This is a genomic window from Dyella sp. 01N448 (genome assembly GCF_056399225.1).
On the sequence record NZ_JBFTQX010000001.1, the window covers coordinates 487,128 to 508,711 of the forward strand.

A 21,584-nucleotide genomic window follows, 5' to 3' on the forward strand; every position below is an offset into this window, starting at 1 on the left:
GACAATATTGGTCTTACTACTTTGGAAAACACAGCGCCATGACCCCTACCAAGAAGGCCAAGAAAGCCGTCGCCGGAGATTCGGCCGAGACGCAGGCCAGTAATGGCAGGCTCTATCAGCGCGTCGCGCACCGGTTGTTCCAGGAATTGGCCAACGGCAAGTACGCGGTTGGCGACCGCCTGCCGGCCGAACGGGAACTGGCCGTCGAGCACGACGTAAGTCGCCCGGCTGTTCGCGAGGCGATGATCGCGCTGGAAGTGCAGGGTCTGATCGATGTGCGGGTGGGTTCGGGCGCTTACGTGCGCCGGCTGCCGGGCATCGACGACAGGCCGGGTTTCAATGTCACGGCGTTCGAGCTTACCGAGGCCCGCCTGTTGTTTGAGGGTGAGAGCGCGGCGCTCGCGGCCACCAATATCACCGACGCCGAGCTCGACGAGCTGGAAGCCCTGGTGCGGCAGATCTCCGATGAAAACCAGCGCCGCAGCGTGAGCGAGAACGCCGATCGCGACTTCCACATGCTGATCGCCCGCTCCACCCGCAACCTCGCCATCGTCAACGCCATCGAAGAGCTGTGGCGGCTGCGTTCCACCTCGCCCGAATGCGCCCTGCTGCACGCCAAGGCGCGTGCCGCCAAGGTGCGCCCTGTGGTGGAGGAGCACAGTGTCATCGTCGAGGCCTTGCGCACGCGCGATCCCGCCAAGGCGCGCGCCGCGATGCGCGCGCATCTGGCCGCCGTGATCGATCATCTGCTGTTCGCCACCGAAGAGCAGGCCCTCGCCAAGGCGCGCGAGGCGGTTGCTTCCACGCGTCGCCGTTTCGGCAACGTCGCTTCGATCTGATTGAGTTCACGCATGGCGCATCCCCTGGTGGTCCATCCGGACCGGTTCTTTCCTGCCGATCCCGCCGCTCGCGCAATCTGCCAGCAGCTCTATGCGCTGGTGGAAAAGCTGCCCATCGTCAGTCCGCATGGCCACACGGACCCGCAGTGGTTTGCCGACAACGAGCCGTTTGCTGACGCGACCAGCCTGCTGCTGACGCCGGATCACTATGTGCTGCGCATGCTCTATAGCCAGGGTGTGCCGCTCGAGGCCTTGGGTGTGCGTCCGCGTGGCGAGAAGTCGGCGCCGGTCGATTCGCGCGCTGCATGGCGCCTCCTGGCCGAGCACTACCACTTGTTTCGCGGAACGCCGTCGCGCACCTGGCTGGACTGGGTGTTCGCCGAAGTGTTCGGCATGCAGCAACGTCTGGATGGCAGCACGGCCGATGTGTATTTCGACCGCATCGCCGAGCAGCTCGCTACACCGGCGTTCCGGCCGCGCGCCTTGTTCGAGCGCTTCAACATCGACGTGCTGGCTACCACCGAATCACCGCTCGACTCGCTGCAGCATCACGCGGCCATTCGTGCCAGCGGTTGGCAGGGCCGGGTGATCACGGCCTTCCGGCCGGACCCGGTGATCGATCCAGAGTTTGAAGGCTTTCTGCCGAATCTGGATCGGCTTTCGCAGCTGACCGGCGAAGACGCCCGCAGCTGGACGGGTTATCTCGCGGCGCTGCGGCAGCGGCGTGCGTTCTTTGCATCGATGGGCGCCACGTCCACCGATCACGGGCATCCCACCGCCGCGACGGCCGATCTTTCCGATGCCGAGGCCGCCGCGTTGTTTGCGCGGGTCACGCGCGGACAGCCGACGCCAGCCGATGCGGAGTTGTTCCGCGCGCAGATGCTCACCGTCATGGCGGGCATGAGTCTCGAGGATGGTCTGGTGATGCAGATTCATCCTGGCAGCTTCCGCAACCACAATCCCTCGCTGTTTGCGCGCTTCGGCCGCGACAAGGGCGCTGATATTCCGCTGCGTACCGAGTACGTGCGCGCGCTGCAGCCCTTGCTGGCGCGCTACGGCAACGAGCCGTCGCTGACCATCATCGTGTTCACCCTCGATGAGTCGACCTATGCGCGCGAGCTGGCGCCCCTGGCAGGCCACTACCCGGCATTGCGACTGGGTCCTGCGTGGTGGTTCCACGATAGTCCCGAAGGCATGCGTCGCTTCCGCAGGGCGACGACCGAGACGGCGGGGTTCTACAACACCGTCGGTTTCAACGACGACACGCGAGCCTTCCTGTCGATTCCTGCACGACATGATCTGGCGCGCCGTATCGATTGCGGCTACCTCGCCGAACTTGTCGTCGAGCATCGCCTCGAAGACTGGGAAGCGGCCGAGCTCGCGGTGGAACTGGCGGGCCCGCTCGCCAAGCGGGCCTATCGCTTGTGAGCACCCGGCTGTCGCGGGCGACCGAGGCCCTGTTGTCGTCGCGCGTCCGTCGCCCCGACTATGCGCGTGACGCGCAAGCCTGTGGCCTAGTGCATCTGGGCATCGGCGCATTCCATCGCGCCCACCAGGCGGTCTATACCGATGATGCGATGAATGCCGGTGATCGCGACTGGGCGATCACCGGGGTCTCGCTGCGCTCGCCCGACGTGAATGCGCTATTGGCGCCGCAGGACGGTTTGTACACGCTCTCAGAGCGCGGGCCTGCCGCCAACACGCCGCGCTTGATCGGTGCGGTGCGCCGCGTGCTGGTCGCATCGCAAGACCCTGGCGCGCTGGTTAGTGCGCTGGCCTCGCCGGACGTGCACGTTGTGACGCTGACGGTGACCGAGAAGGGCTACGTATCCCTTGGCGATGGTTCCATCTACGACTATCTCGGCAAGGCAATGATGCAGCGTCGCGTTGCGGGCGTGGGCGGCTTGAGCCTGGTCAGCTGCGACAACCTGCCGGGCAATGGTGAGCGGCTCGCGGCCGCGCTCGGCGAATACCTCGATGCCACCGACGCGAAAACCGCACGCTGGTTCCGCCGTGAATGCGCCTGCCCGTCGAGCATGGTCGATCGCATCGTGCCGCTGGTGACCGATGCGGACAAGAACGCTGTCGCCGATGACATCGGCATGCGCGACGAAGGCGCCGTGGTCACCGAACATTTTCGCCAGTGGGTGATCGAGGATCGCTTCGCCGGTCCGCGGCCGCGCTGGGAAACCGGCGGCGTGCAGTTCGTCACCGACGTGCGTGCCTACGAGGCCGCCAAGCTCAGAATGCTCAACGGCGCGCATTCCGCGCTGGCTTATCTTGGGCTGGCACGCGGCCACGAATTCGTCCATCAGGCCATCGCTGACGCTGCCATCGCGCCGCTGATCGATCGCCTCATGCGGCAGGAGGCGGCGCCCACGCTGCCTTCGGTGGCGATGGACTTGATGCGCTACGCCGATGCCTTGATCGAGCGCTTCACCAATGCCGGGCTGCCGCATCGCCTGCGCCAGATCGCCATGGACGGTTCGCAGAAGATCCCCCAGCGCTGGCTGGACACCTTGAGCTGGCACAGCCGGCAGGGCCAGACCTGTCCGGCGCTGCTGGAGGCGCTGGCCGCCTGGGTCGACTTCGTGCGTGGTGTGGGTCATGCCGTCGACGATCCGATGGCGGAGCAGCTCGCGGCGCTGTGGATGAGCGAGGGCAGGGGCGGCATCGTGGCCGCTCTGTTCGGTGCGCGAGGTGTCTTTGCTGGCTCTTGGGTGTGTTCCGAAGAAGAGCGGCAGGCCATCACCCGGATGCTGAAAGCAGATTGACCAATTTATTTGCAATTGCTGCCGCGCAGCATTGCAAGTGGTTTGTCAGGCTCGCTCCCTTTGCTATCCGACGATAATCGCGGCGAAAGCGAAACATCTGTTTTGACTATGGTTTTGTCGCGACGCACAAGACTGCGCTGACATTTTAAAAGTTGCCGCTAAATACCAAATCTGCATAACCGGATTGGTTGACGGTGTCTCCATTGACAGGCAGTATTGGTCTGACCAATAAGGCCGTATGGGGAGAGGCCAATTTATGAAGCGCAAGGTTTTAAGCCAGTGGGTGGGAGCCGTACTAGCCGGTTATGTGCTCATGAACACCCCGGCGGTGGCGGCTGACAACGACGCGCCCGCTCAGGCGCAGTCGGGCGACACGACCGCCAAGAACACCACCACGCCAGCGCCTACCAAGGATCTGCAAGCCGTGACGGTGACGGCGGAGAAGCGCACGGAGAACCTGCAGAAGGTTCCCGTGGCAGTGGCGGTGGTCAATGCCGATCAGCTCGAAGCGTTTGCCGTTCGCGACTTCAACGACCTCAATCGCGTCGCGCCGTCGCTGGTCATCAAGCCGGCCGAGAATCCCGTCAACGCATCGCTGACCATCCGCGGCGTGGGCACCTTTGCGTTCTCCATTGGCGTCGAGCCCAGCGTGGCGGTCGTGGTGGACGATGTTCCGATCGCCTTCCAGCCGCGCGCCTTTACCGATCTGTCGGACATCGCACAGATCGAAGTGCTGCGCGGCCCGCAGAGCACGCTGTATGGCAAGTCCGCCTCGGCGGGCCTGATCAACATCACCACCCTGCCGCCCTCGGACACGCTCACGGCCGAAGTCAGCGCGCTGGCCACGGGTGACGGCGAGGCCGGCGGCACGGCGGTGTTCTCCGGTCCCATCACGTCTAACCTCGGTTTCCGCAGCAGCTGGAATTACGACAATTTCGGCGGCAACGTGACCAACCTGTACAACGGCAACGACGTCAATGGTCGTCGCACGCTGTCCACGCGCAACAAGCTGGTGTGGGATCCGACCGAGGCGTTGAACGTCACGTTTGGCTTCGATTACATCGATGGCCACACCACCACCGGACGCCCGTTCATTGCGCTGGGCCCCACCGCCTATCTGCGCGGCGTCTATGCGCCGCCGGTGTTTGCGCCGGGCGTCACGGCCTATCCGGACAACACCAATGTCGTGAACAACTACACGACGGGCACCGATTACACGGATACGGCCGGTTCGGTGAAGGTCTCCTACGACTTCGGTGGTCCGACGCTCATGTCGATCACCTCGCTGGACAGCTACAAGATGTTCGATCGCCTGGATCAGGACGAATCGGCGCTCAAGCAGCTCGACAACCGTCAGTTCGGCACGTTTGCCTCGCATCAGACCACGCAGGAATTCCGCCTGCTGTCGCCGGGCGATGATCGCTTCCGCTACACCCTGGGCCTGTTCTACGCGGATGTGAACTACAGCCGCAACTTCGGCCGCGGTCCGTATTACTCGCTAGCTTCCTGGTATGCGACCTCGTACTCCAAGCAGTACGCCGCCTTTGGCCAGGTCGAATATGACGTGCTGCCGGATACCACGTTGATCCTCGGTGGTCGCGAAAGCTACGAAAAGATCGGCTACACCTTCAACGACTACATCGCCAAGAAGGCCTTCAACGGCAGCAACGGCGACACCTTCGGCACCTACAAGGTCGGCGTGCAGCAGCAGATCAACGACGACATCATGCTGTACTTCACCACGGCCTCGGGCCACAAGGGTGAGACCTACGATCTGTCGACGGGCTTCAACGCGGTGCGTGCTGCCGGTGGTCCGGTGAAGCCGGAGACCTCGACTGATTACGAGCTCGGCTCGCGCATGCAGTTCCTCGATCGACACGTGACCTTGAACACCACGTTGTTCGATACCCACTACAAGAACTTCCAGGCACAGGGTATCGAGACGCTGTCCGACGGCACCACCAACTACCGTCTGGCCAACGTCGGCAAGCTGCATACGCGCGGTATCGAGCTGGAAAGCGGCTATCACGTGAACGAGGACCTGACCCTTGGCGCCTCGGTCACTTATCTCGACGCCAAGATCACCGAGTTCCCGTTCGCCCAGTGCTATCCCAACCAGACCCTGGCACAGGGCTGCACGGGTACGGCGGTGAAGAGCCAGAACCTGGCCGGCGCGCGCCCCCCGCTCGCGCCGAAGTGGAAGTTTGCCGCCAACTTCAACTACACCCATCCGCTGGGTTCGACCGGCCTGCTCGGTGTGATCGATGGCTCGTATACGTTCCAGAGCGCCGTCAATTACTCGCTCAGCCAGGATCCGCTGACCGTGCAAGGTGCTTATGGCGTGGCCAACTTCGACATCGGTGTGCGCCAGGAGGCCGATCGTTGGGAAGTGGTGGGCTTCGTCAACAACGCGTTCAACAAGCACTACTACTCGAACCTGACCAACTCCACCAGCAACTACAACAATATGCTGGCGGTGCAGTCCTATCTGCCGCGCGATTTCGAGCGCTACTTCGGTATCCGCGCCACCTACAAGTTCCAGTAATCAAGACGTCCCGCGATGCGCTTCCCAGGTGAGGCGCATCGCGGGTAGCCGGAACAGCGGCACGGACGCCGCGGCTGAGCGATGGTTCGCGCTATCCTCCGGTCGGCGACAAAGGTGGAGTGCAACCAGGCGATGAATCCCATCAGTGACGGCAACGTGGTGTGCTTTGGCGAACTGCTGATGCGCCTTTCGCCGGCTCATAACGAACTCTTGCTGCAGTCGCCGAATCTGCGCGTGCATTTTGGTGGCGCCGAAGCAAATGTGGCGGCATCGCTGGCCATCCTCGGCCATCGCAGCGTGATGGTCAGCACCCTGCCTGACAACGCTTTGGGCCGCGCCTGCGCCGGCGAGCTCAAACGCCTGGGCGTGCAGCCGGCCATTCGGTATGCCGATGGTCGCATGGGGCTGTATTTCCTTTCGCCGGGAGCGATGCATCGTCCCGCCGATGTCCTTTACGATCGCGCCGACTCTGCGTTTGCGTTGACCCGCGGCGATGCCTACGACTGGTCATCCCAGTTGGCGGGAGCGAAGTGGCTGCATGTGTCCGGGATCAACCTGGCCTTGGGTGAGGCCACGTCTGCAGCAGCACGGGCCGCGGTGAAGGCGGCACGCGATGGCGATATTCCCGTGTCGTTCGACTGCAATTACCGCAGCAAGCTCTGGGGCGACCGGGCAGGCGATGCCCCATCACTCACGAGCAAGATGGCTGCCGAGGCTGACGTGCTGATCGGCAACGATCGCGATATCGCACTGATGCTCGGCGCCACCTTCACCCAGGAAGATGCCAGCCAGCGTTTTGCGGCCGCCGCCGAGCTTGCCTTCGCGACGTGGCCGCGGCTGCGCTGGATGATCGCCACGGAGCGCCTTCATCACAGTGCGGATCAACAGGACGTGCGTGGTCTTTGCGCAACGCGCGATGGCATCATGCACACGCGATGGTGCGCGCTGCCGGGCATCGTCGACCGCATTGGCACGGGTGACGCGTTTACGGCAGGTTTCCTGCACGGTCTGCTGTCTGGGGCTACCGAGCGCGACGCCCTGGAATTCGCCTTCGCCGCTTTCTGCCTCAAGCACTCGGTGTCGGGCGACGTCAATCTGCTTGGCGAAAGCGATATCCGCCAGTTCATGGCCGGCGAGTCGTTCGACGTCCGCCGTTAGAGGCACTCGCCGGGACAGTCCCGCGAACTCCCATGCGTGTCAATTACAGATCCGCGTGCACGCTCACAAACGCACTGCGCGATTCGCCCACGAGTGCGCCTGCACCATTCGCCGCCACGAAATAGCGTCGGTTGGTGAGGTTGCGCAAGTTCACATCCACGCCCCATACCGATGCCTGATAGCCGAGCAACCCGTTCCACACGACGGAGGACGGGATGCTGTTGGTGTTGGTGATATCGCTATAACTCTTGTCCTGGTAGTTCACGCCACCACCGATGCGGAAGCCGGGCATGCCCGCGATGGGAAAGCGATAGGTGGTCCACAGGTTGCCAAGGAAATTCGGCGCACCCTGCGGACGATGTCCCACCGAGGTGATGCCCTGCGGATTGTCCGTGATGGTAGCGTCCTGACTGGTGACATTGGCCAGTAGATGCCACTGGTCGGTGAGGGCGGTATCGATGGACGCTTCCGCGCCGCGCGTCTTCTGGCTGTCGAATACCACCGCTTCCACGCCATTGAGAGTCGTAGCGGCCGCCACGTGGTCGCGCTTCACGTCGAACGCCGCGGTGTTCAGCACGATCCGGTCGTCGAGCCAGGCGAACTTGATGCCCGCCTCGTATTGCAGCGCGGATTCCGGCGCGCCCACGCCGTTCTGCGTGTTCTCCGAATTGAAGTTGGCCTGATGGCTGCGCGAGACGCCGACATAGGGCGACATCCACGAGAACAGCTTGTAAAGGGCGCCGATATTCCAGCTCAGTGGCGCATCGTTGCAGGAGTCTTCCACGCCGGCGAGCAGTGGCTTGCCATCGGTGCCGAACCGGCCGGGGACGGTGATGCGGGGCCTAAGCGAGGTGTCCCACCAGTCCTGGCGCACACCGGCGCGCAGCTTGAACGCATCGGTGACGTCGACCTGGTCGGTGGCGTAGACGCCGTAGTAGTTCGCACGCAGACGGTCGTCGTCACAGGAGTGCTTGGCGTCGCATTTGAACGTCACGTCGGCGAGCGAGGTTTCCGGCGGCACCGGCGCGAACGCGTCGACGATGTTGGGCAGGTCGGCGGTGCTGCGTTCCGTGGACAGGCGCTGGTTCTGATATTCAAAGCCGGTGAGCAAGGTGTGGTGCACATCGCCGGTGGCGAATCGCCAGACGGGTTCAAACTGGTAGTCGACGCTGTCGTCGGCGTCATCCTGCTGCCGCAGCTGGCGATTCACCACTTCGCCGTTGGTCACCCTGGTGCTGGCGCTGTCGCCGTTCACTACGGCATCCAGCGTGCGGTGAAGGTAGGAGAGGCGATTGTTGATCGTCAGCACATTGCTCACCGCCCACTCGTCGGACAGCGTGGGCCGCACGAAATCCGAATGCGCGCTGGTGAAGGGCGAGGAATACAGCGCATTGATCGACACATGCCGCAGTGGCTGGCCGTCGAAGTAAATGATGCCGTACGAGTCGGGCGTTTCATGGATGTTGCGCGCATCCAGCGCAACGTCGGTGATGTGATTGCCCCACAGCCAGCGCAGGGAGGGGCGCACCTCGTAGTCGTGGCTGTGCAGGTCGCGAAAGCCGTCCACATGCGAGAACGTCGCGTCGACGCGATAATCCAGACCGGCCACGCCGGTAGGGCCGGTGACGTAATCGCTGTTGGTGATCGAGCCGAACGAGCCGTACTGCAGGCTGCCGCCGTAGTGGAACGTGGCGGCAGGTGCGTAATGCACGATGTTGATGGTGCCGCCCGGCGGACCGCTGCCGAACAGCGCCGAGCCCGGGCCTTCGAGAATCTCCACCCGCTCCACGCCGTTGAGCGAGTGCGACAGCCCGCTGAGTTGATCGCCATCGGAGAAGCCATCGCTGTAGATCTGCGCGTTGAGGCCGCGGATCAGGAAGTGATCGAAGTAGCCCTTCGAATCCTGCCCACCGGCATTGACGCCGCTGGCGTTGGCGACCACGTCGCGCAACATGGTCGCGCCTTGCTCGGCCATCAGGGCGCGTGGAATCACCTGCACGCTGGCGGGCAGGTCCTCGATACGGGTGCCGGTCTTGCCCAGCGAGGGCGCGAGACCGGGTTTATTGGTGCGGTCGCTCTGGTCGTAGACGCCATGCACCGAGACGGGCGTGAGAGTCACGGCCTCCTGCGCCCATGCCGTGGAGGCAAACAGCGCGACGCCGGTGAGCAGGGCGAGATGGACGCCATGACTTAGGCGCGAGTGCCGCAGCGGACGCACGGCAGGGGAAAAGCGGCGATCCTGGATATGTGGCATGGGTTCCCTCGGCGGCGAGTGAGGCTCAGCAGGCAGTAACTGAGAATCACTTTCATTTGTTTTGCGCCGTAAGTGCCCGTTGTCGAGGCTATGGTTTAAACGCAAATAACTACGTTTTCCGCAGGATTTTTCAAAGGAATGCCGCGTACCCGGCAGCGATTTGTGGATGCCGGGTAGGCGGCACGCGACACGCGCATCGCACTGGATGCACGTGACCAGACATCAGCCGGTCGCGCGGGATTGGGCTTCGCGCAATTTCTCCGCGCACTCCTCGCAACACACTTCCACCACGCGATGGCCGACGGTCACCTTGATGGCGTTGTCGTCCAGCGGGTAATCGCACGCGGCGCAGGTCCTCTCACTCATGGCACGTCTCCGGATGTCACCCGAGATTGGGTTCACCCAGAAGACCACGCGCCCGTTCTCCTACGCTGTCGAATTCTTTAGCCGTTGGTGGTGACGCGAGATGCCGGGCGCGATTTTTAGGATTCGTCCCATATTTCCCGGCGATGGGCATACCTAAGCTGCGCAGACTCACTCACGCGCAGTCTGTCCATGTCCCCGAACCCGTCTTCCACGTACCTTGCCCGCCCTGTGGACGCACGCAGCGAACGCGCCTGTCGCGCCTGGGCACGGGCGGGCGGCATCATCTGCGCCATCGTCACGCTGATTTCCATGGCGTTCTCCGCCGAGTGGAAAATCCACCTGCTGCTTTCCGATCCCCTCGTGTGGATGACCACCTTGGTCGCGATCGCGGCCGGACTCGTGGGCGGCTACGCGCTGGGCGTGCACCTGCACGTGCCCATCGACGACTGACGATCAGGCGGGACCGCGCGACGCCTGGCGAAACTCGTTAGGCGAGCGGCCATAAGCCTGGCGGAACGCGTTGGTGAAATGACTGTGACTTGAGAATCCCAGTTCCGCCGCAAGGGCCGAGAGATCATCCACCTTGCCCAGCCGATCGAGCGCGCGCGCCAACCGAAGTTGCAGCTGATAGCGATAGAGCGGCATGCCTTCGACCTGCTTGAACACTTGCGTCAGGTAAACCGGCGAGCCGCCGATTTCCTCGCCGATCTCGGCCAGCGTCCAGCGACGCGACAAGTCGCTGGCCAGCAGCATCTTCACGCGATCGGCGAGGCGACGACGGGCGTGCGTGGATGTCGGCGTGCGCGAGGTGCGCGGTCCCAGGCTGCGGCATACCAGGGTGAGCGCGAGCGCCTCGGCTTCCAGCGGCTCGATGCTGTCGTGTTCGAGGTTGTGACGCAGCAGCGCCACCAGCGCTTGCGCACGAGCATCGATGCGCTGCGACTGGGCGCGGAAGATCGTGTCTTCGCCGGTCTGCACCAGCGCCTTGGGCGCCAGCTCGGCAAGCAGCGCGTCCGACAGGCGCAGCGATAAACAAGCATCGCCGCCCTGCAGCGGATGACTCACCTGATAGCCCTGCTGCGCATTGAAGAACAACACGTGATTGGCGTCGGCCACGGTCTGGTCGGAGGCCACGTGGCGCAGGTACAACCCGCGATAGGGAAACACCAGCTGGGTCGAGGCGGCACATTCTTCCGCGCTGCGATGGCGGCAGGTGCCGCTGCAGTGCACGTCGCGCAGCGTCAACGTTTCCGTCGACAGCAGAACCTGGCTGGAGAAACTCGACATGATCGGGCCGGCTGCACTCGTCCGGAGGTGCTGCGAGCATAACAAGGCCCCGCGTGCCCATCCTGTGCCAAGGGTCGGTAGCTAAAGATTCTGACAGCGGGCCCGCGCGGCGAATGGTCTCCTGGTCAGGCCCGATGGCGGGCGTCCCCAGGTCACCACCATGAACCACGATCAGGCCACCCAGGCCCAGGCCTTCCACCAGCTCCACGCCGGCGCCGAACCACTGATATTGCCCAACGCCTGGGACGTCGCCAGTGCCCGCGTGATCGAGCACGCCGGTGCCAAGGCCGTCGCCACCAGCAGCGCCGCGATGGCGTGGGCGCTGGGTTACCCCGATGGCGAACAGATGCCGCTGGACGAGCTGCTGGCGGCCTGTCGCCGCATCGCCGAGGCAGTCTCGGTGCCCTTGAGCATCGATATCGAACGCGGTTATGGCGTTGATGCCGAGGAAACCGGCGGCCTGGTCGGTGCCTTGATGCAGCTGGGTGTCGTCGGCATCAATATCGAGGATGGCAAGGATCCGGCCACCGGCCAACTGGCCGATTCGCGTCTGCTGGCGCAGCGCATCGCCTGCATTCGCGCCGTGGCGGAGCATCGCGGCATCGCGCTGTTCATCAACGCGCGTACCGATACCTATCTGAGCAAGGAGTTGTCGGGCGAGGCGCGCTTTGAGGAAACCCTCAAGCGGGCGCTGGCGTATGTCAGCGCTGGCGCGAACGGCATCTTCGTTCCCGGTCTCGCCGATGCCGATGAAATCCGGCGCCTCGCCGAGCTGCTGCCGGTGCCCCTGAATGTTTATGTGGGATATCCCGGTGCGCCGGACGCGGCGACTTTGCGTGAGCTGGGCGTGCGTCGCATCAGCCTGGGCTGCGGCACCATGCAGGCGGTGCTGTCGCATCTGGCCCGCATCGCGCGGGAAGCGCTGGTCGAAGGTCGCTACGACACCATGGGCGATCACATGCTTTCGGTGGGCGAGGCGAATGGCCTGTTCGAACCAGGCGTAGCCAGCGAACAGCGTCGACGGGCCTGAACTCTCGGCAAGGCAAATCGTTCTCAGGCAAAGCGCCCGCCATGAAGGCGGGCGTTGTGCATGGTGCAACGCATCGCCTTACCAGCGGTTGCGATTGGCGGCATCGGCGGCCAGACGCAGCTCTTCATCGGCCTGGGTCAGCAGCGCCTTGGCGCGGGCGGCATGACCACCGAGCCGATCGTCGTTGTCGATCTGTGCGTCGCTCACCAGCTGCCAGGCCTGCACGATATTCTGCTGGGCGTTGCGCAGGTTGCCGTGGCGATAGCCGATGTCGACCACCGGGCCGCCTTCCTGCGCCATGCTGGCGAACGGCAGGGCCAGCGCGGTGGCCAAAACGATACCCGTGATCAGTGCCTTGGTGTTCATGTCGTGCCTCCGGAAAGGATGAGTGAATGTCTTCATGCAACGTGGATCAGTGCATGGATGAAATGCTCCTCCGATGTCGCCCGTGCCGCTTTCCGATCTGCATGGCCTTTTCCAAATGCCACGGTCGGCGCGTCCAAAGCGCTTGCTGGTATCGTTTGACGGCACGCCGGCCTCGCCCAAGCATGTGAAGGCCGCATGATCGATGGAACCTGGGAGACGGCCGCGCAAGCGCCGCATGGGACGTGACGATGCTTCAGAGAGCGGCCATGAAACGCGCCGGGCAGGGCGGTGTATCGATGACACGTGCATCGATGGTGATTGCCGCGCTATCCACCATCGTGGAGTGGTACGACTTCACGCTCTATCTGTATTTCGCCACGGTGTTGTCGCGCGTGTTCTTCGGCGGTGGCGGCAACTCGTTGCTGGCGACGCTGGCGGGCTTCGCCATTGCCTATGCGATGCGGCCGCTCGGTGCGCTGGTGTTCGGCATCATTGGCGACAAACTGGGGCGGCGCCATACGCTGCTGATGTCGATGGCATTGATGACGGTGGCGATGCTGGCGACGGCGCTGCTCCCGGACTTCCACCGTATCGGCATGGCAGCCGGCTATCTGTTGCTGCTGTTGCGCTGCCTGATGGCGTTCTCCGTGGGCGGCGAGTACACCGGCGTGGTCGCGTATCTGCTCGAGGGTGCGGACAAGCATCACCGGGGATTGATCACATCGCTGGCTTCCGCAGCCAGTGAAATTGGCGCCTTGCTCGCCGTGGGCGTATCCGCGCTTACCGTGGGTTTGATGAGTCGAGAGAATCTCGATGCATGGGGTTGGCGCATTCCGTTCTTCGTCGGCGCGGCGTTGGCGGGGAGCATCTGGGTCGCGCGCTCGGCCATGCAGGAGTCGCCGGATTTCGAGCGGCAGAAGGCGCGTGGCACCGTGCCTGTGTCGCCCGTGCGCGACACGCTGGCGCATCACCGAGCTGCCATTGCGAGGACGTTTGCGATTTCGGCGCTGGGCTCCATTACCTATTACGTGGGCATCACTTATGTGCCGACGTTTCTGAGTTCGACGGGTGCGATAGGCGAGGGCATGTCTCTCGCGTTGTCGACCGTTGCGGCGGTTGCCGTCATTCTCGTTACGCCCTGGGCGGGAGCGCTTTCCGATCGCCTTGGCCGAAAGCCGGTGTTGGTCGTGCTCGCCTTGCTGTGCGCGGCGCTGCCTTCGACGATGTTCGCGCTGATGGCGCAGGGTTCGTTGTGGCACGTGGTGATCGCTGCAGTGGTGCTGGCCTGTGTGGCTGGTGGCGTGAGTGCCGTGGCTGCGTCGGCGACGGCCGAGCAATTTCCGGGTGAGGGACGGCTAAGTGGATTGGCGCTTGGCGTCACGGTGGCCACCGCGATCTTCGGCGGCATCACGCCGTTTCTGGCTGAGCTGCTGGTCAAGATGACGGGGTGGGCGGCGGTGCCGGGGGTGATGATTGCGGTCATCGCGCTGGCGGTGTTGCCGGTGTTGATGACGATGCCGGAGACGCGGCCGCGGGCTTGAACGGGTTGCGGCCATTCCTTCACCCGCCCGCCGCGTCATACGGGGACCCCGAGGGCCTGGAGCCGCATCAAGAGCCGAATAGCGCGCGTCGTTGCCGGACCGGGTAGTTCTTTTGTAGGAGCGCACTTGTGCGCGACCAGCCTACGAAGCGGTACATCCCAGCCCTGCGGTCGCGCACAAGTGCGCTCCTACAAGGGTGCGCGCGCCTTGGGTCGCAGATTGAGAGTGATGGGCGGCGATTTTCTTGTGGGAGCGCACCCTGTGCGCGACAAACCTACAGAGCGGTACACCCCGGCGTGGCTGTCGCGCACAGGGTGCGCTCCCACAGACAAGCAGGCACGGCGGTGATTGATGGACGGATGCTGGGGGAGGCGCTGCTTCAAGGCCTCTTGTTCGGTGCCGCAGACACATCCTGCACAAAAAAGGCCGGGGCCCTCTCGCAGAGCCCCGGCAACGACATACGGGAACCCCGAAGGTCTAGAGCCGCATCAAGAGCCGGACAACGCTCGTCGTTGCCCGACCGGGTGGTTCTTTTGTAGGAGCGCACTTGTGCGCGACCAGCCTACGAAGCGGTACATCCCAGCCCTGCTGTCGCGCACAAGTGCGCTCCTACAAGGGTGCGCACGCCTTGGGTCGCGGATTGAGAGTGATGGGCGGCCTTTTCTTTGTGGGAGCGCACCCTGTGCGCGACAAACCTACAGAGCGGTACACCCGGCGTGGCTGTCGCGCACAAGTGCGCTCCTACAAGGGTGCGCACGCCTTGGGTCGCAGATTGAGAGTGATGGGCGGCCATTTTGTGGGAGCGCACCCTGTGCGCGACAAACCTACAGAGCGGTACACCCCGGCGTGGCTGTCGCGCACAGGGTGCGCTCCCACAGACAAGCAGGCGCGGCGGTGGTTGATGGACTGAGGCTGGGGGAGGCTCTGCTTCAAGGCCTCTTGTTCAGTGCCGCACACACATCCCGCACAAAAAAAGGCCGGGGCCCCTTGCGGAGCCCCGGCAACGTGTTGCGGGGAGGTGTTACAGGTTTGCGTGTTGCTTAGAACGTCTGGTTGTACTGCAGGTAGATGTAGCGACCCAGGTCCAGCGTCGGATCGACCGAGCCCGACGAGTTGTAGCCCAGCACATAGGCGTTGACGGTGTTCGGCGGGTGCTTGTCGAAGATGTCACGCATGCCGAACGCGATCGTGCCCTTCCACGGCAGGGTGTAACGGACCTGCGCGTCATTGAACACGGTGGCGCCCATGCGGTTGGCACCGGTGCCGTAGCCCCAGTTCACGCTGGTGTAGTTGGGCATGTTGCAGTGGATGGTGTCGCTGAAGCACTGGTCCAGGAACGCGCCGTAGTAGCGAATACCCCAGGTAGCGCCCCAGTTGCCCAGGTTCCAGTCCAGGCCCAGGTTCGCGCGCCAGTGGTTGTAACCGTACTGGCCGGCGTAGTTGACCACCGGAGCATTGGTGGCGCTGACCTGGTTCCAATCGTCGAGGTAATTCACGTTCATGTTGAACACGAACTTGCCGAACGAGAACGCGGGCAGGCGATAGTTCACGCCCATGTTGTAGCCGGTGGTCTCGATCCAGCCCAGGTTGGCGTTGCCGCGGTTGAGGTTGATCACCTGGCCGTTGGCATCACGCTGGAACGCCGAGCAGAACTCCTGCACCGAGTACTGATAGCACTGGTCCAACACGTAGTTGGCGTCGATCGGCGTGATGACGTTGGTGATCTTGATGTCGTAGTAGTCCAGCGTCATGTCCAGGCCGTCCACATAGTGCGGGCTGTACACGAGGCCGAGCGTGCGGGTGGTGCTGTGTTCCGGCTGCAGGTACTGGTTGCCGGCGCCGGCCACGAACGGCGTGGTGCCCTGCTGATTCGGGCCCTTCACCGCATTGCCTGCCGTATCCAACTGGTGGAAGTTGGTCGGCGACAGACCGGCGGCCGCACAGTTCTTGGCCACGGACGGGTTGCTGAGGCTGCCGAAGTTGACGTCGCAGGGATCGGTGTACTGATCGAAGGTCTGCGAACCGCCGCCGAACAAGTCGCCCAGCGTCGGCGCACGGAAGCCCTTGGCGAACGTGCCGCGCACCATCAGGTCATCGAACGGCGACCAGGTGAAGCTGTACTTGTTGTTGGTGGTGCTGCCGAAGTTGCTGTAGTGCGAATAGCGGCTGGCGACGTCCACGGCCAGCGACTTGGCGCCCGGGAGATCCTTCAACAGCGGCGCATTGAGCTCGAGGTAGGCTTCGTTGGTGGTGTACGAACCATTGGTCGGACCGGCGGCAAGGTCGGTGGTGTAACCGGCGCTGGCCATTTCATCGGGCTGGTCGTAACCGCTGACGCCGCGATGTTCGATACCGGCTGCAATGCTGAAGGTGCCGGCCGGCAGCTCGAACAAACCGCCCGTGATGTTGGCGGTGAAGTCCTTGTTGATGCTCTGATCCGTGGCGTGCTCGCGCGCCATGATGTAGTTCAGCACTTGCTTGTTCGACGCGCTCGGGCCGCCGAGGATGTTGAACGGCGTGCACTGGTTGAGCGCGATCGGGTTGGCGGCGGTACCGCACTGCACGACGCCGCTGGCGTTGAGGAACGACGGGCCCAGCGCCTGCTGCAGGTTGAGCAGGTTGATGTTGCCGGTGTTGGTGGTGTCGACGTCGTACTTGTTGTAGCCAAAGCCAGCGTCCCAGTTCCAGGCATGGCTGAGGAAGTCGAAGCTGCCTTCAAAGCCGGCATCGAAATGCAGCGACTTGGCGCTTTCGCTGCTCACGCGCGGCAGCTCGGTGATGCGGCGCGCGTACGACAGGTCGTTGCCCGGCAGCGGGTTGTAATAGCTCTCGCCGCTCAGGTACACCGGGAAGTTCGGCTGGCTGGTGCTGGTGAGCGGATAACCGGCGACCTGAGTCGACGAATTGCGCTCGGCGTACATGCCGGTGGCCTTGAACGTCACGTTGTCCGAAAGGTTGTAGCTGCCTTCGGTGAAGATGGACTTCAGCTCGGTCGGCAGCTGCTCCATCATCTGGTTGGTGGCGTTGAAGTAATCGTTGTCCTGCACGCCATCATGGTAGTTGTTTATGTTGCGCGAGTCGGCGCCCACGCCGATGTGGTTCGGATCACCCGTGTGGTTCAGCACATAGGTGTCGCCGTCGTTGGGGTTGGTGAAGCGACCCCACGGGCCCGTACCGCTGTAACCGGCCGTGCGGTCGAAATCACCATAGGTGTACTTGGTGAAGTCGCGATCCTTCGCCCAGATGGCGCTGGTCTTGTTGTACGTCGCGGCAAACACGATCGACGACTTGTCCGTGGTGGTGCCCACGGTGAACGAGTAGGCCTGCTGCGTGCCGTCGTTGTTGCCGCCTTCGTTCTGGCCGACCGAACCGCTCACGGCAGCGCCGTTGAAGCGATCCTTGAGAATGATGTTGACCACGCCGGCGATAGCGTCGGAGCCGTAGATCGAAGAGGCACCATCCTTGAGGATTTCGATGCGTTCGATCAGTGCCACCGGAATGGTGGACACGTCGGTGTAGCCATTGAGGCTGGTCATCCAGCGCTTGCCGTTCACCAGCACCAGCGTGCGGTTCTCGCCGAGGTTGTACAGGTTGACGTACTGGCCGCCTTCCTCGGTGTTGCTGGTCAGCACGGCGGCCTTGGAGAAGGTCGGCTGGCCGGTGATGGTGAGGTTCTGCAGGATGTCGCCGACGCTGGTCAGGCCGGTCTTCTGGATGTCGGCCTGCGTCATGGTGATGACGGGCTGTGCGGTTTCCACGTCCACGCTGCGAATGCGCGAACCGGTGACGGTGATGGTTTCGAGCTTCTTGGCCGAATCCGGCGTGGCGTTGCTGCTGCCGGTGTCCTGAGCGAATACGCTGCCTGCGGCGGCCAGGGCACCCACGGCCAGGCCCAGCCGGATAGCGGTTGCCAGTTTGCTGTTTCCAAAATGCTTCACGTTTTGACTCCCCTAACGACGTGATCAAAGAAGGTGGCAAGCCAGGCGTCGTCCTGGCTTTGCTTAGGCGTGCAGGTCCCCGCGGCACTGTCCTGAAGACAGTTCCGTCAGCCTCTGAACCGAGCTCAAAACCGCAGGTCCCCCCTGCCGCCCTTCATCGAACTTAGACAACTGGATCACAAAAAGTCAACGATTTTTGTCAGCCATGTGTAAGTTTCAGAAAAAACAAATGCTTAGACAGCCGTCACAGCCACGCTTAGCTGAACAAGAACGATCAAATGCGCCTTTCCGGGCATTTGCTGTCTACTAACTTACAATAACGAACGCCAGCGTATGGCGTGGCGACAGGCAGGAGGGGGTGATGACTAACGCCAACCTTTCGCTCAATGAATTTTCTCTAACTCATTTGCTTATTTTTTAGACAGTCTCAGAGTCAATGGGTACGCAGCTTCACCGAGCTCTTTTGAGCCAAGTGCCGATCCGTGAGAGGGCGGAAAGCGCACCCGTGCACGCCCGCCCCTAGACCCTGCCGAAGAGCCCGATCGCCAGGCGTCCAGTCACCCGCCGTGCCGCAAGGGGCCGCTAGATCATCGCCACGACGAAGTCGAGCCAACGCTTGGCGCTGGCGGTGCGATGCGCGGGTGGTGCTAAGTTGCGCCATCTTCCATTCGCTCACCGGAGCACTTCATGTCTCGCGCCCCTTCCGCCGCGTCTGCGGCTGCTATGCGTCGCAGGTTTTCGCGGCTCGCTCTGGCCGTGGCCTGCGCGCTGGGCGCGAGTGTGGCGGTGGCGGAGCAGACGCGTACCGACGATGTGCCCGCCCCGCAGGACAGCGAGTATCCAGGCACGGTGACGCTGCATGTGGACGCGAGCGACACGACGCAGGGCATCTTCCGCGTGCACGAAAGCTTGCCGGTGAAAGCAGGCGCACTGACGCTGCTCTACCCGCAGTGGATCCCGGGCGACCACTCGCCGACCGGCCCGATCAACATGCTCGCCGGCCTCAAGCTCAGCGCCAACGGCAAGCCGATCATGTGGAAGCGCGACAAGTACAACGTCTACGCCTTCCATCTGGACGTGCCCGAGGGTGTGTCGTCGCTCGATGTGGATTTCCAGTACCTGTCCGGCCGCACCGACAGCGAAGGTTTCGAGATCACCGACCGCATGATGGACATGGAGTGGAGCAAGGTCTCGCTCTATCCGGCCGGCTACTACACGCGCGGCATCACGTATGCGCCCAGCGTGACGCTGCCGCACGACTGGCAGCTGGGCACGGCGCTGGAAACCGCATCGAAGTCCGGCGACACCGTCACTTTCAAGCCGGTGACCTTCAACAACCTGGTTGATTCGCCGATCTACGCGGGACGCTACTTCAAGCGCGTTGACCTGACCCAGGCCGGCGACGCGCCGGTGTATCTGGATGTGTTTGCCGATGCGCCGAAATACCTGGAGATGTCAAAGGAACAAGTACAGGTGCACCGCGCGCTGGTCACCCAGGCGCTGAAGCTGTTCGGTTCGCATCACTACGATCACTACGATTTCCTGTTCTCGCTGTCGGACACGCTGGGCGGCAATGGCACCGAGCATCACCAGTCCAGCGAAGACGGCCTCGGCGCCGACTACTTCACCGCCTGGAAGGATGCCGCGCCCGATCGCGACCTGCTCGCGCACGAATACGTGCATTCGTGGAACGGCAAGTTCCGCCGCCCCGACGATTTGTGGACGCCGAACTTCAACGTGCCCATGGGCGATTCGCTGCTGTGGGTGTACGAGGGCCAGACCCAATACTGGGGCTACGTGCTGACCGCGCGTTCGGGCATATGGTCGGCGCAGCAATTCCGCGACGCACTGGCCATGACGGCCGCCAACTACGAACGCAACCGCGTCGGCTTCCAGTGGCGTACGCTGGAAGACACCACCAACGACCCCACTGCCGCGCGTCGCTCCGGCCTGCCGTTCCGCAGCTGGCAGATGAGCGAGGAGTACTACAGCGGCGGCCAGATGATGTGGCTGGAAGTGGACGCCAAGCTGCGCGCACTCACCCAGGACCACAAATCGCTGGACGACTTCGCCCGCGCGTTCTTCGGCGTCGACAACGGTAGCTACGTCACCAAGACCTATACCTTCGACGACGTGGTCGCCGCACTCAATGGCGTGGCGCCGTACGACTGGGCGACCTTCCTGCGCGCCCACGTGGACACACTCAATCCGCCGCTCCAGGACGGCCTGGCGGCCACCGGCTGGAAGCTCGTCTATACGGACAAGGAGAGCGACTACGAGGCGCAATACAACAGCCGCTCGCAACCCTCGCGCCACCTCTACAACTTCGCCTGGTCGATCGGCCTGACCATCAACGACAAAGGCGAAGTCAACGATGTGCGCTGGAACGGCCCCGCCTTCAAGGCCGGCATCAGCACCGGCGCCACCGTCGTTGCGGTGAACGGGCAGGACTATTCGAAAGACTTGCTGAAAGACGCCATCACCGCGGCCAAGGGCAGCAAGACGCCGATCCAGCTGCTGCTGAAATATCAGGGCGGTTACCGCACCGTCGCGCTTGATTACCACGACGGCCTGCAGTACCCGCATCTCGTACGCATCGAAGGCAAGCCCGATTACCTCAGCGAAATCATTGCGCCGCGCAAGTAAGCATCGACGGGGCGTCTGGATGGCCAGACGCTCCATGCTCGCATCGACACCCAGGTCGGAGGTACTTCTTGGCCCGCATCAATCTGCCCTGCGAGCGCGGACGCTCGATCGAACTGGACACGGCGCGCACGGTGCTGGCCTGCATCGACTTCCAGGCTGATTTCGTCTTGCCTGAGGGCCGCGCGGGGGCCTTGGGATTGCCTGTCGAGGCACTGTTGGCGGCGATACCGGCTGCACAGCGCGCACTGTCGGCGGCACGCGAAGCCGGCATGCTCGTGTTCTTTACCCGTGAGTGTTACGCGCCTGACCTGTCCGACCTCAATCTGTTTCGCCGCCAGAACGACCTGGTCATCGGTTCGCCTGGGCCCTTGGGCCGCTTCCTGGTGAAGGGTGAGAAAGGGACGGAGATCATTGCAGACCTGCGCCCGGCCGATCGAGAGCCCGTGATCGACAAGGCGGGCTTCAGCGCCTTTCACCAGACAACGCTCGATACCGTACTGCGCGTACGCGGCATCGATACGCTGCTGCTCATGGGCTATACAACCCAATGCTGCGTCGCCTCGACGCTGCGCCAGGCCGTCGACCTGGGCTATGCCTGTGTTCTTCTGCAGGACGCCTGTGCGGCCTATGACCCTGCCGATCACGAAGCCACCGTGCGCGTCATGTACAGCGAGGGCGACAACTTTGGTTGGGTAACTGATACACAGCGCCTGGCCACGGCGTTGCACTCGTCCAGGCATTGAGCCGGGCGTATCTGCTCGCCCGCCTCTCTGTATCCGTGCCACCGCATGGTTGTCGCATACGATACCTGGAGGTTCTCTCCAAAGGACTGACATCGAA

The 21,584-nt window shown here is 63.3% G+C and carries 15 protein-coding genes; 10 read left to right on the plus strand and 5 right to left on the minus strand.

The window, feature by feature from the left end; translation table 11 throughout:
- The first annotated feature begins 38 nt into the window (after positions 1-38).
- The 5 genes from AC1DKY_RS02135 (at position 39) to AC1DKY_RS02155 (ending at position 7,316) form a co-directional block, all read left to right on the plus strand.
- Positions 39-839 (plus strand): FadR/GntR family transcriptional regulator, encoded by an 801-nt coding sequence (locus tag AC1DKY_RS02135; protein WP_441602106.1) that lies wholly within the window; start codon positions 39-41, stop codon positions 837-839.
- A gap of 12 nt (positions 840-851) precedes the next feature.
- A complete protein-coding gene (gene uxaC / locus AC1DKY_RS02140; protein WP_441602107.1) occupies positions 852-2,267 on the plus strand; it encodes a glucuronate isomerase in 1,416 nt (471 codons plus the stop codon).
- Positions 2,268-2,299: 32 nt separating this feature from the next.
- On the plus strand, positions 2,300-3,613 hold the full coding sequence (locus AC1DKY_RS02145) for a mannitol dehydrogenase family protein (protein WP_441602108.1): 1,314 nt from the start codon (positions 2,300-2,302) through the stop codon (positions 3,611-3,613).
- 256 nt (positions 3,614-3,869) lie between these two features.
- Positions 3,870-6,158, plus strand: a complete 2,289-nt coding sequence (locus tag AC1DKY_RS02150) for a TonB-dependent receptor (RefSeq protein WP_441602109.1) — start codon at positions 3,870-3,872, stop codon at positions 6,156-6,158.
- A gap of 141 nt (positions 6,159-6,299) precedes the next feature.
- Complete coding sequence (locus AC1DKY_RS02155; protein WP_477178550.1) at positions 6,300-7,316, plus strand: PfkB family carbohydrate kinase; 1,017 nt, start codon at positions 6,300-6,302, stop codon at positions 7,314-7,316.
- A 43-nt stretch (positions 7,317-7,359) separates the two neighbouring features.
- Here AC1DKY_RS02155 and AC1DKY_RS02160 read toward each other — a convergent pair whose 3' ends face one another.
- Both AC1DKY_RS02160 and AC1DKY_RS02165 read right to left on the minus strand, forming a co-directional pair.
- Complete coding sequence (locus tag AC1DKY_RS02160; RefSeq protein WP_441602111.1) at positions 7,360-9,570, minus strand: TonB-dependent receptor; 2,211 nt, start codon at positions 9,568-9,570, stop codon at positions 7,360-7,362.
- A 222-nt stretch (positions 9,571-9,792) separates the two neighbouring features.
- Positions 9,793-9,936, minus strand: a complete 144-nt coding sequence (locus AC1DKY_RS02165; protein ID WP_441602112.1) for a hypothetical protein — start codon at positions 9,934-9,936, stop codon at positions 9,793-9,795.
- Positions 9,937-10,125: 189 nt separating this feature from the next.
- Here AC1DKY_RS02165 and AC1DKY_RS02170 point away from each other — a divergent pair, with 189 nt between their 5' ends.
- The gene (locus AC1DKY_RS02170; RefSeq protein ID WP_441602113.1) at positions 10,126-10,386 is read left to right on the plus strand and encodes a hypothetical protein; all 261 of its coding nucleotides are present in this window, start codon (positions 10,126-10,128) and stop codon (positions 10,384-10,386) included.
- 3 nt (positions 10,387-10,389) lie between these two features.
- Here the strand turns inward: AC1DKY_RS02170 and AC1DKY_RS02175 are convergent, their stop codons facing one another.
- Positions 10,390-11,223 carry a helix-turn-helix transcriptional regulator gene (locus AC1DKY_RS02175; protein ID WP_441602114.1) on the minus strand — a complete coding sequence of 278 codons (834 nt, stop codon included), beginning with the start codon at positions 11,221-11,223 and terminating at the stop codon, positions 10,390-10,392.
- 160 nt (positions 11,224-11,383) lie between these two features.
- Here AC1DKY_RS02175 and AC1DKY_RS02180 point away from each other — a divergent pair, with 160 nt between their 5' ends.
- Positions 11,384-12,253 (plus strand): isocitrate lyase/PEP mutase family protein, encoded by an 870-nt coding sequence (locus tag AC1DKY_RS02180; RefSeq protein ID WP_441602115.1) that lies wholly within the window; start codon positions 11,384-11,386, stop codon positions 12,251-12,253.
- 78 nt (positions 12,254-12,331) lie between these two features.
- Here AC1DKY_RS02180 and AC1DKY_RS02185 read toward each other — a convergent pair whose 3' ends face one another.
- Positions 12,332-12,619, minus strand: coding sequence for a hypothetical protein (locus tag AC1DKY_RS02185; protein ID WP_441602116.1), 288 nt, complete (start codon positions 12,617-12,619; stop codon positions 12,332-12,334).
- 266 nt (positions 12,620-12,885) lie between these two features.
- Between AC1DKY_RS02185 and AC1DKY_RS02190 the strand changes: the two genes are divergently transcribed.
- A complete protein-coding gene (locus tag AC1DKY_RS02190) occupies positions 12,886-14,160 on the plus strand; it encodes an MFS transporter (protein ID WP_441602117.1) in 1,275 nt (424 codons plus the stop codon).
- Between the two features lie 1,040 nt (positions 14,161-15,200).
- Here the strand turns inward: AC1DKY_RS02190 and AC1DKY_RS02195 are convergent.
- Positions 15,201-18,098, minus strand: a complete 2,898-nt coding sequence (locus AC1DKY_RS02195; RefSeq protein WP_441602118.1) for a TonB-dependent receptor plug domain-containing protein — start codon at positions 18,096-18,098, stop codon at positions 15,201-15,203.
- Positions 18,099-18,821: 723 nt separating this feature from the next.
- Here AC1DKY_RS02195 and AC1DKY_RS02200 point away from each other — a divergent pair.
- Together AC1DKY_RS02200 and AC1DKY_RS02205 are read left to right on the plus strand one after the other, a co-directional pair.
- Positions 18,822-20,744: a M61 family metallopeptidase gene (locus tag AC1DKY_RS02200; RefSeq protein WP_441602119.1), complete on the plus strand. Its 1,923-nt coding sequence runs from the start codon at positions 18,822-18,824 to the stop codon at positions 20,742-20,744.
- Positions 20,745-20,812: 68 nt separating this feature from the next.
- On the plus strand, positions 20,813-21,487 hold the full coding sequence (locus AC1DKY_RS02205) for a cysteine hydrolase family protein (protein WP_441602120.1): 675 nt from the start codon (positions 20,813-20,815) through the stop codon (positions 21,485-21,487).
- Positions 21,488-21,584 lie beyond the last annotated feature (97 nt).

What these genes read in the sequence shown, in the direction of transcription:
- AC1DKY_RS02135 (WP_441602106.1), top strand. Translation starts at nt 39, where the DNA reads ATGACCCCTACCAAGAAGGCCAAGAAAGCCGTCGCCGGAGATTCGGCC.
- uxaC (WP_441602107.1), top strand. Translation starts at nt 852, where the DNA reads ATGGCGCATCCCCTGGTGGTCCATCCGGACCGGTTCTTTCCTGCCGAT.
- AC1DKY_RS02150 (WP_441602109.1), top strand. Translation starts at nt 3,870, where the DNA reads ATGAAGCGCAAGGTTTTAAGCCAGTGGGTGGGAGCCGTACTAGCCGGT.
- AC1DKY_RS02160 (WP_441602111.1), bottom strand. Translation starts at nt 9,570, where the DNA reads ATGCCACATATCCAGGATCGCCGCTTTTCCCCTGCCGTGCGTCCGCTG.
- AC1DKY_RS02165 (WP_441602112.1), bottom strand. Translation starts at nt 9,936, where the DNA reads ATGAGTGAGAGGACCTGCGCCGCGTGCGATTACCCGCTGGACGACAAC.
- AC1DKY_RS02170 (WP_441602113.1), top strand. Translation starts at nt 10,126, where the DNA reads ATGTCCCCGAACCCGTCTTCCACGTACCTTGCCCGCCCTGTGGACGCA.
- AC1DKY_RS02175 (WP_441602114.1), bottom strand. Translation starts at nt 11,223, where the DNA reads ATGTCGAGTTTCTCCAGCCAGGTTCTGCTGTCGACGGAAACGTTGACG.
- AC1DKY_RS02180 (WP_441602115.1), top strand. Translation starts at nt 11,384, where the DNA reads ATGAACCACGATCAGGCCACCCAGGCCCAGGCCTTCCACCAGCTCCAC.
- AC1DKY_RS02185 (WP_441602116.1), bottom strand. Translation starts at nt 12,619, where the DNA reads ATGAACACCAAGGCACTGATCACGGGTATCGTTTTGGCCACCGCGCTG.
- AC1DKY_RS02190 (WP_441602117.1), top strand. Translation starts at nt 12,886, where the DNA reads ATGAAACGCGCCGGGCAGGGCGGTGTATCGATGACACGTGCATCGATG.
- AC1DKY_RS02200 (WP_441602119.1), top strand. Translation starts at nt 18,822, where the DNA reads ATGCGTCGCAGGTTTTCGCGGCTCGCTCTGGCCGTGGCCTGCGCGCTG.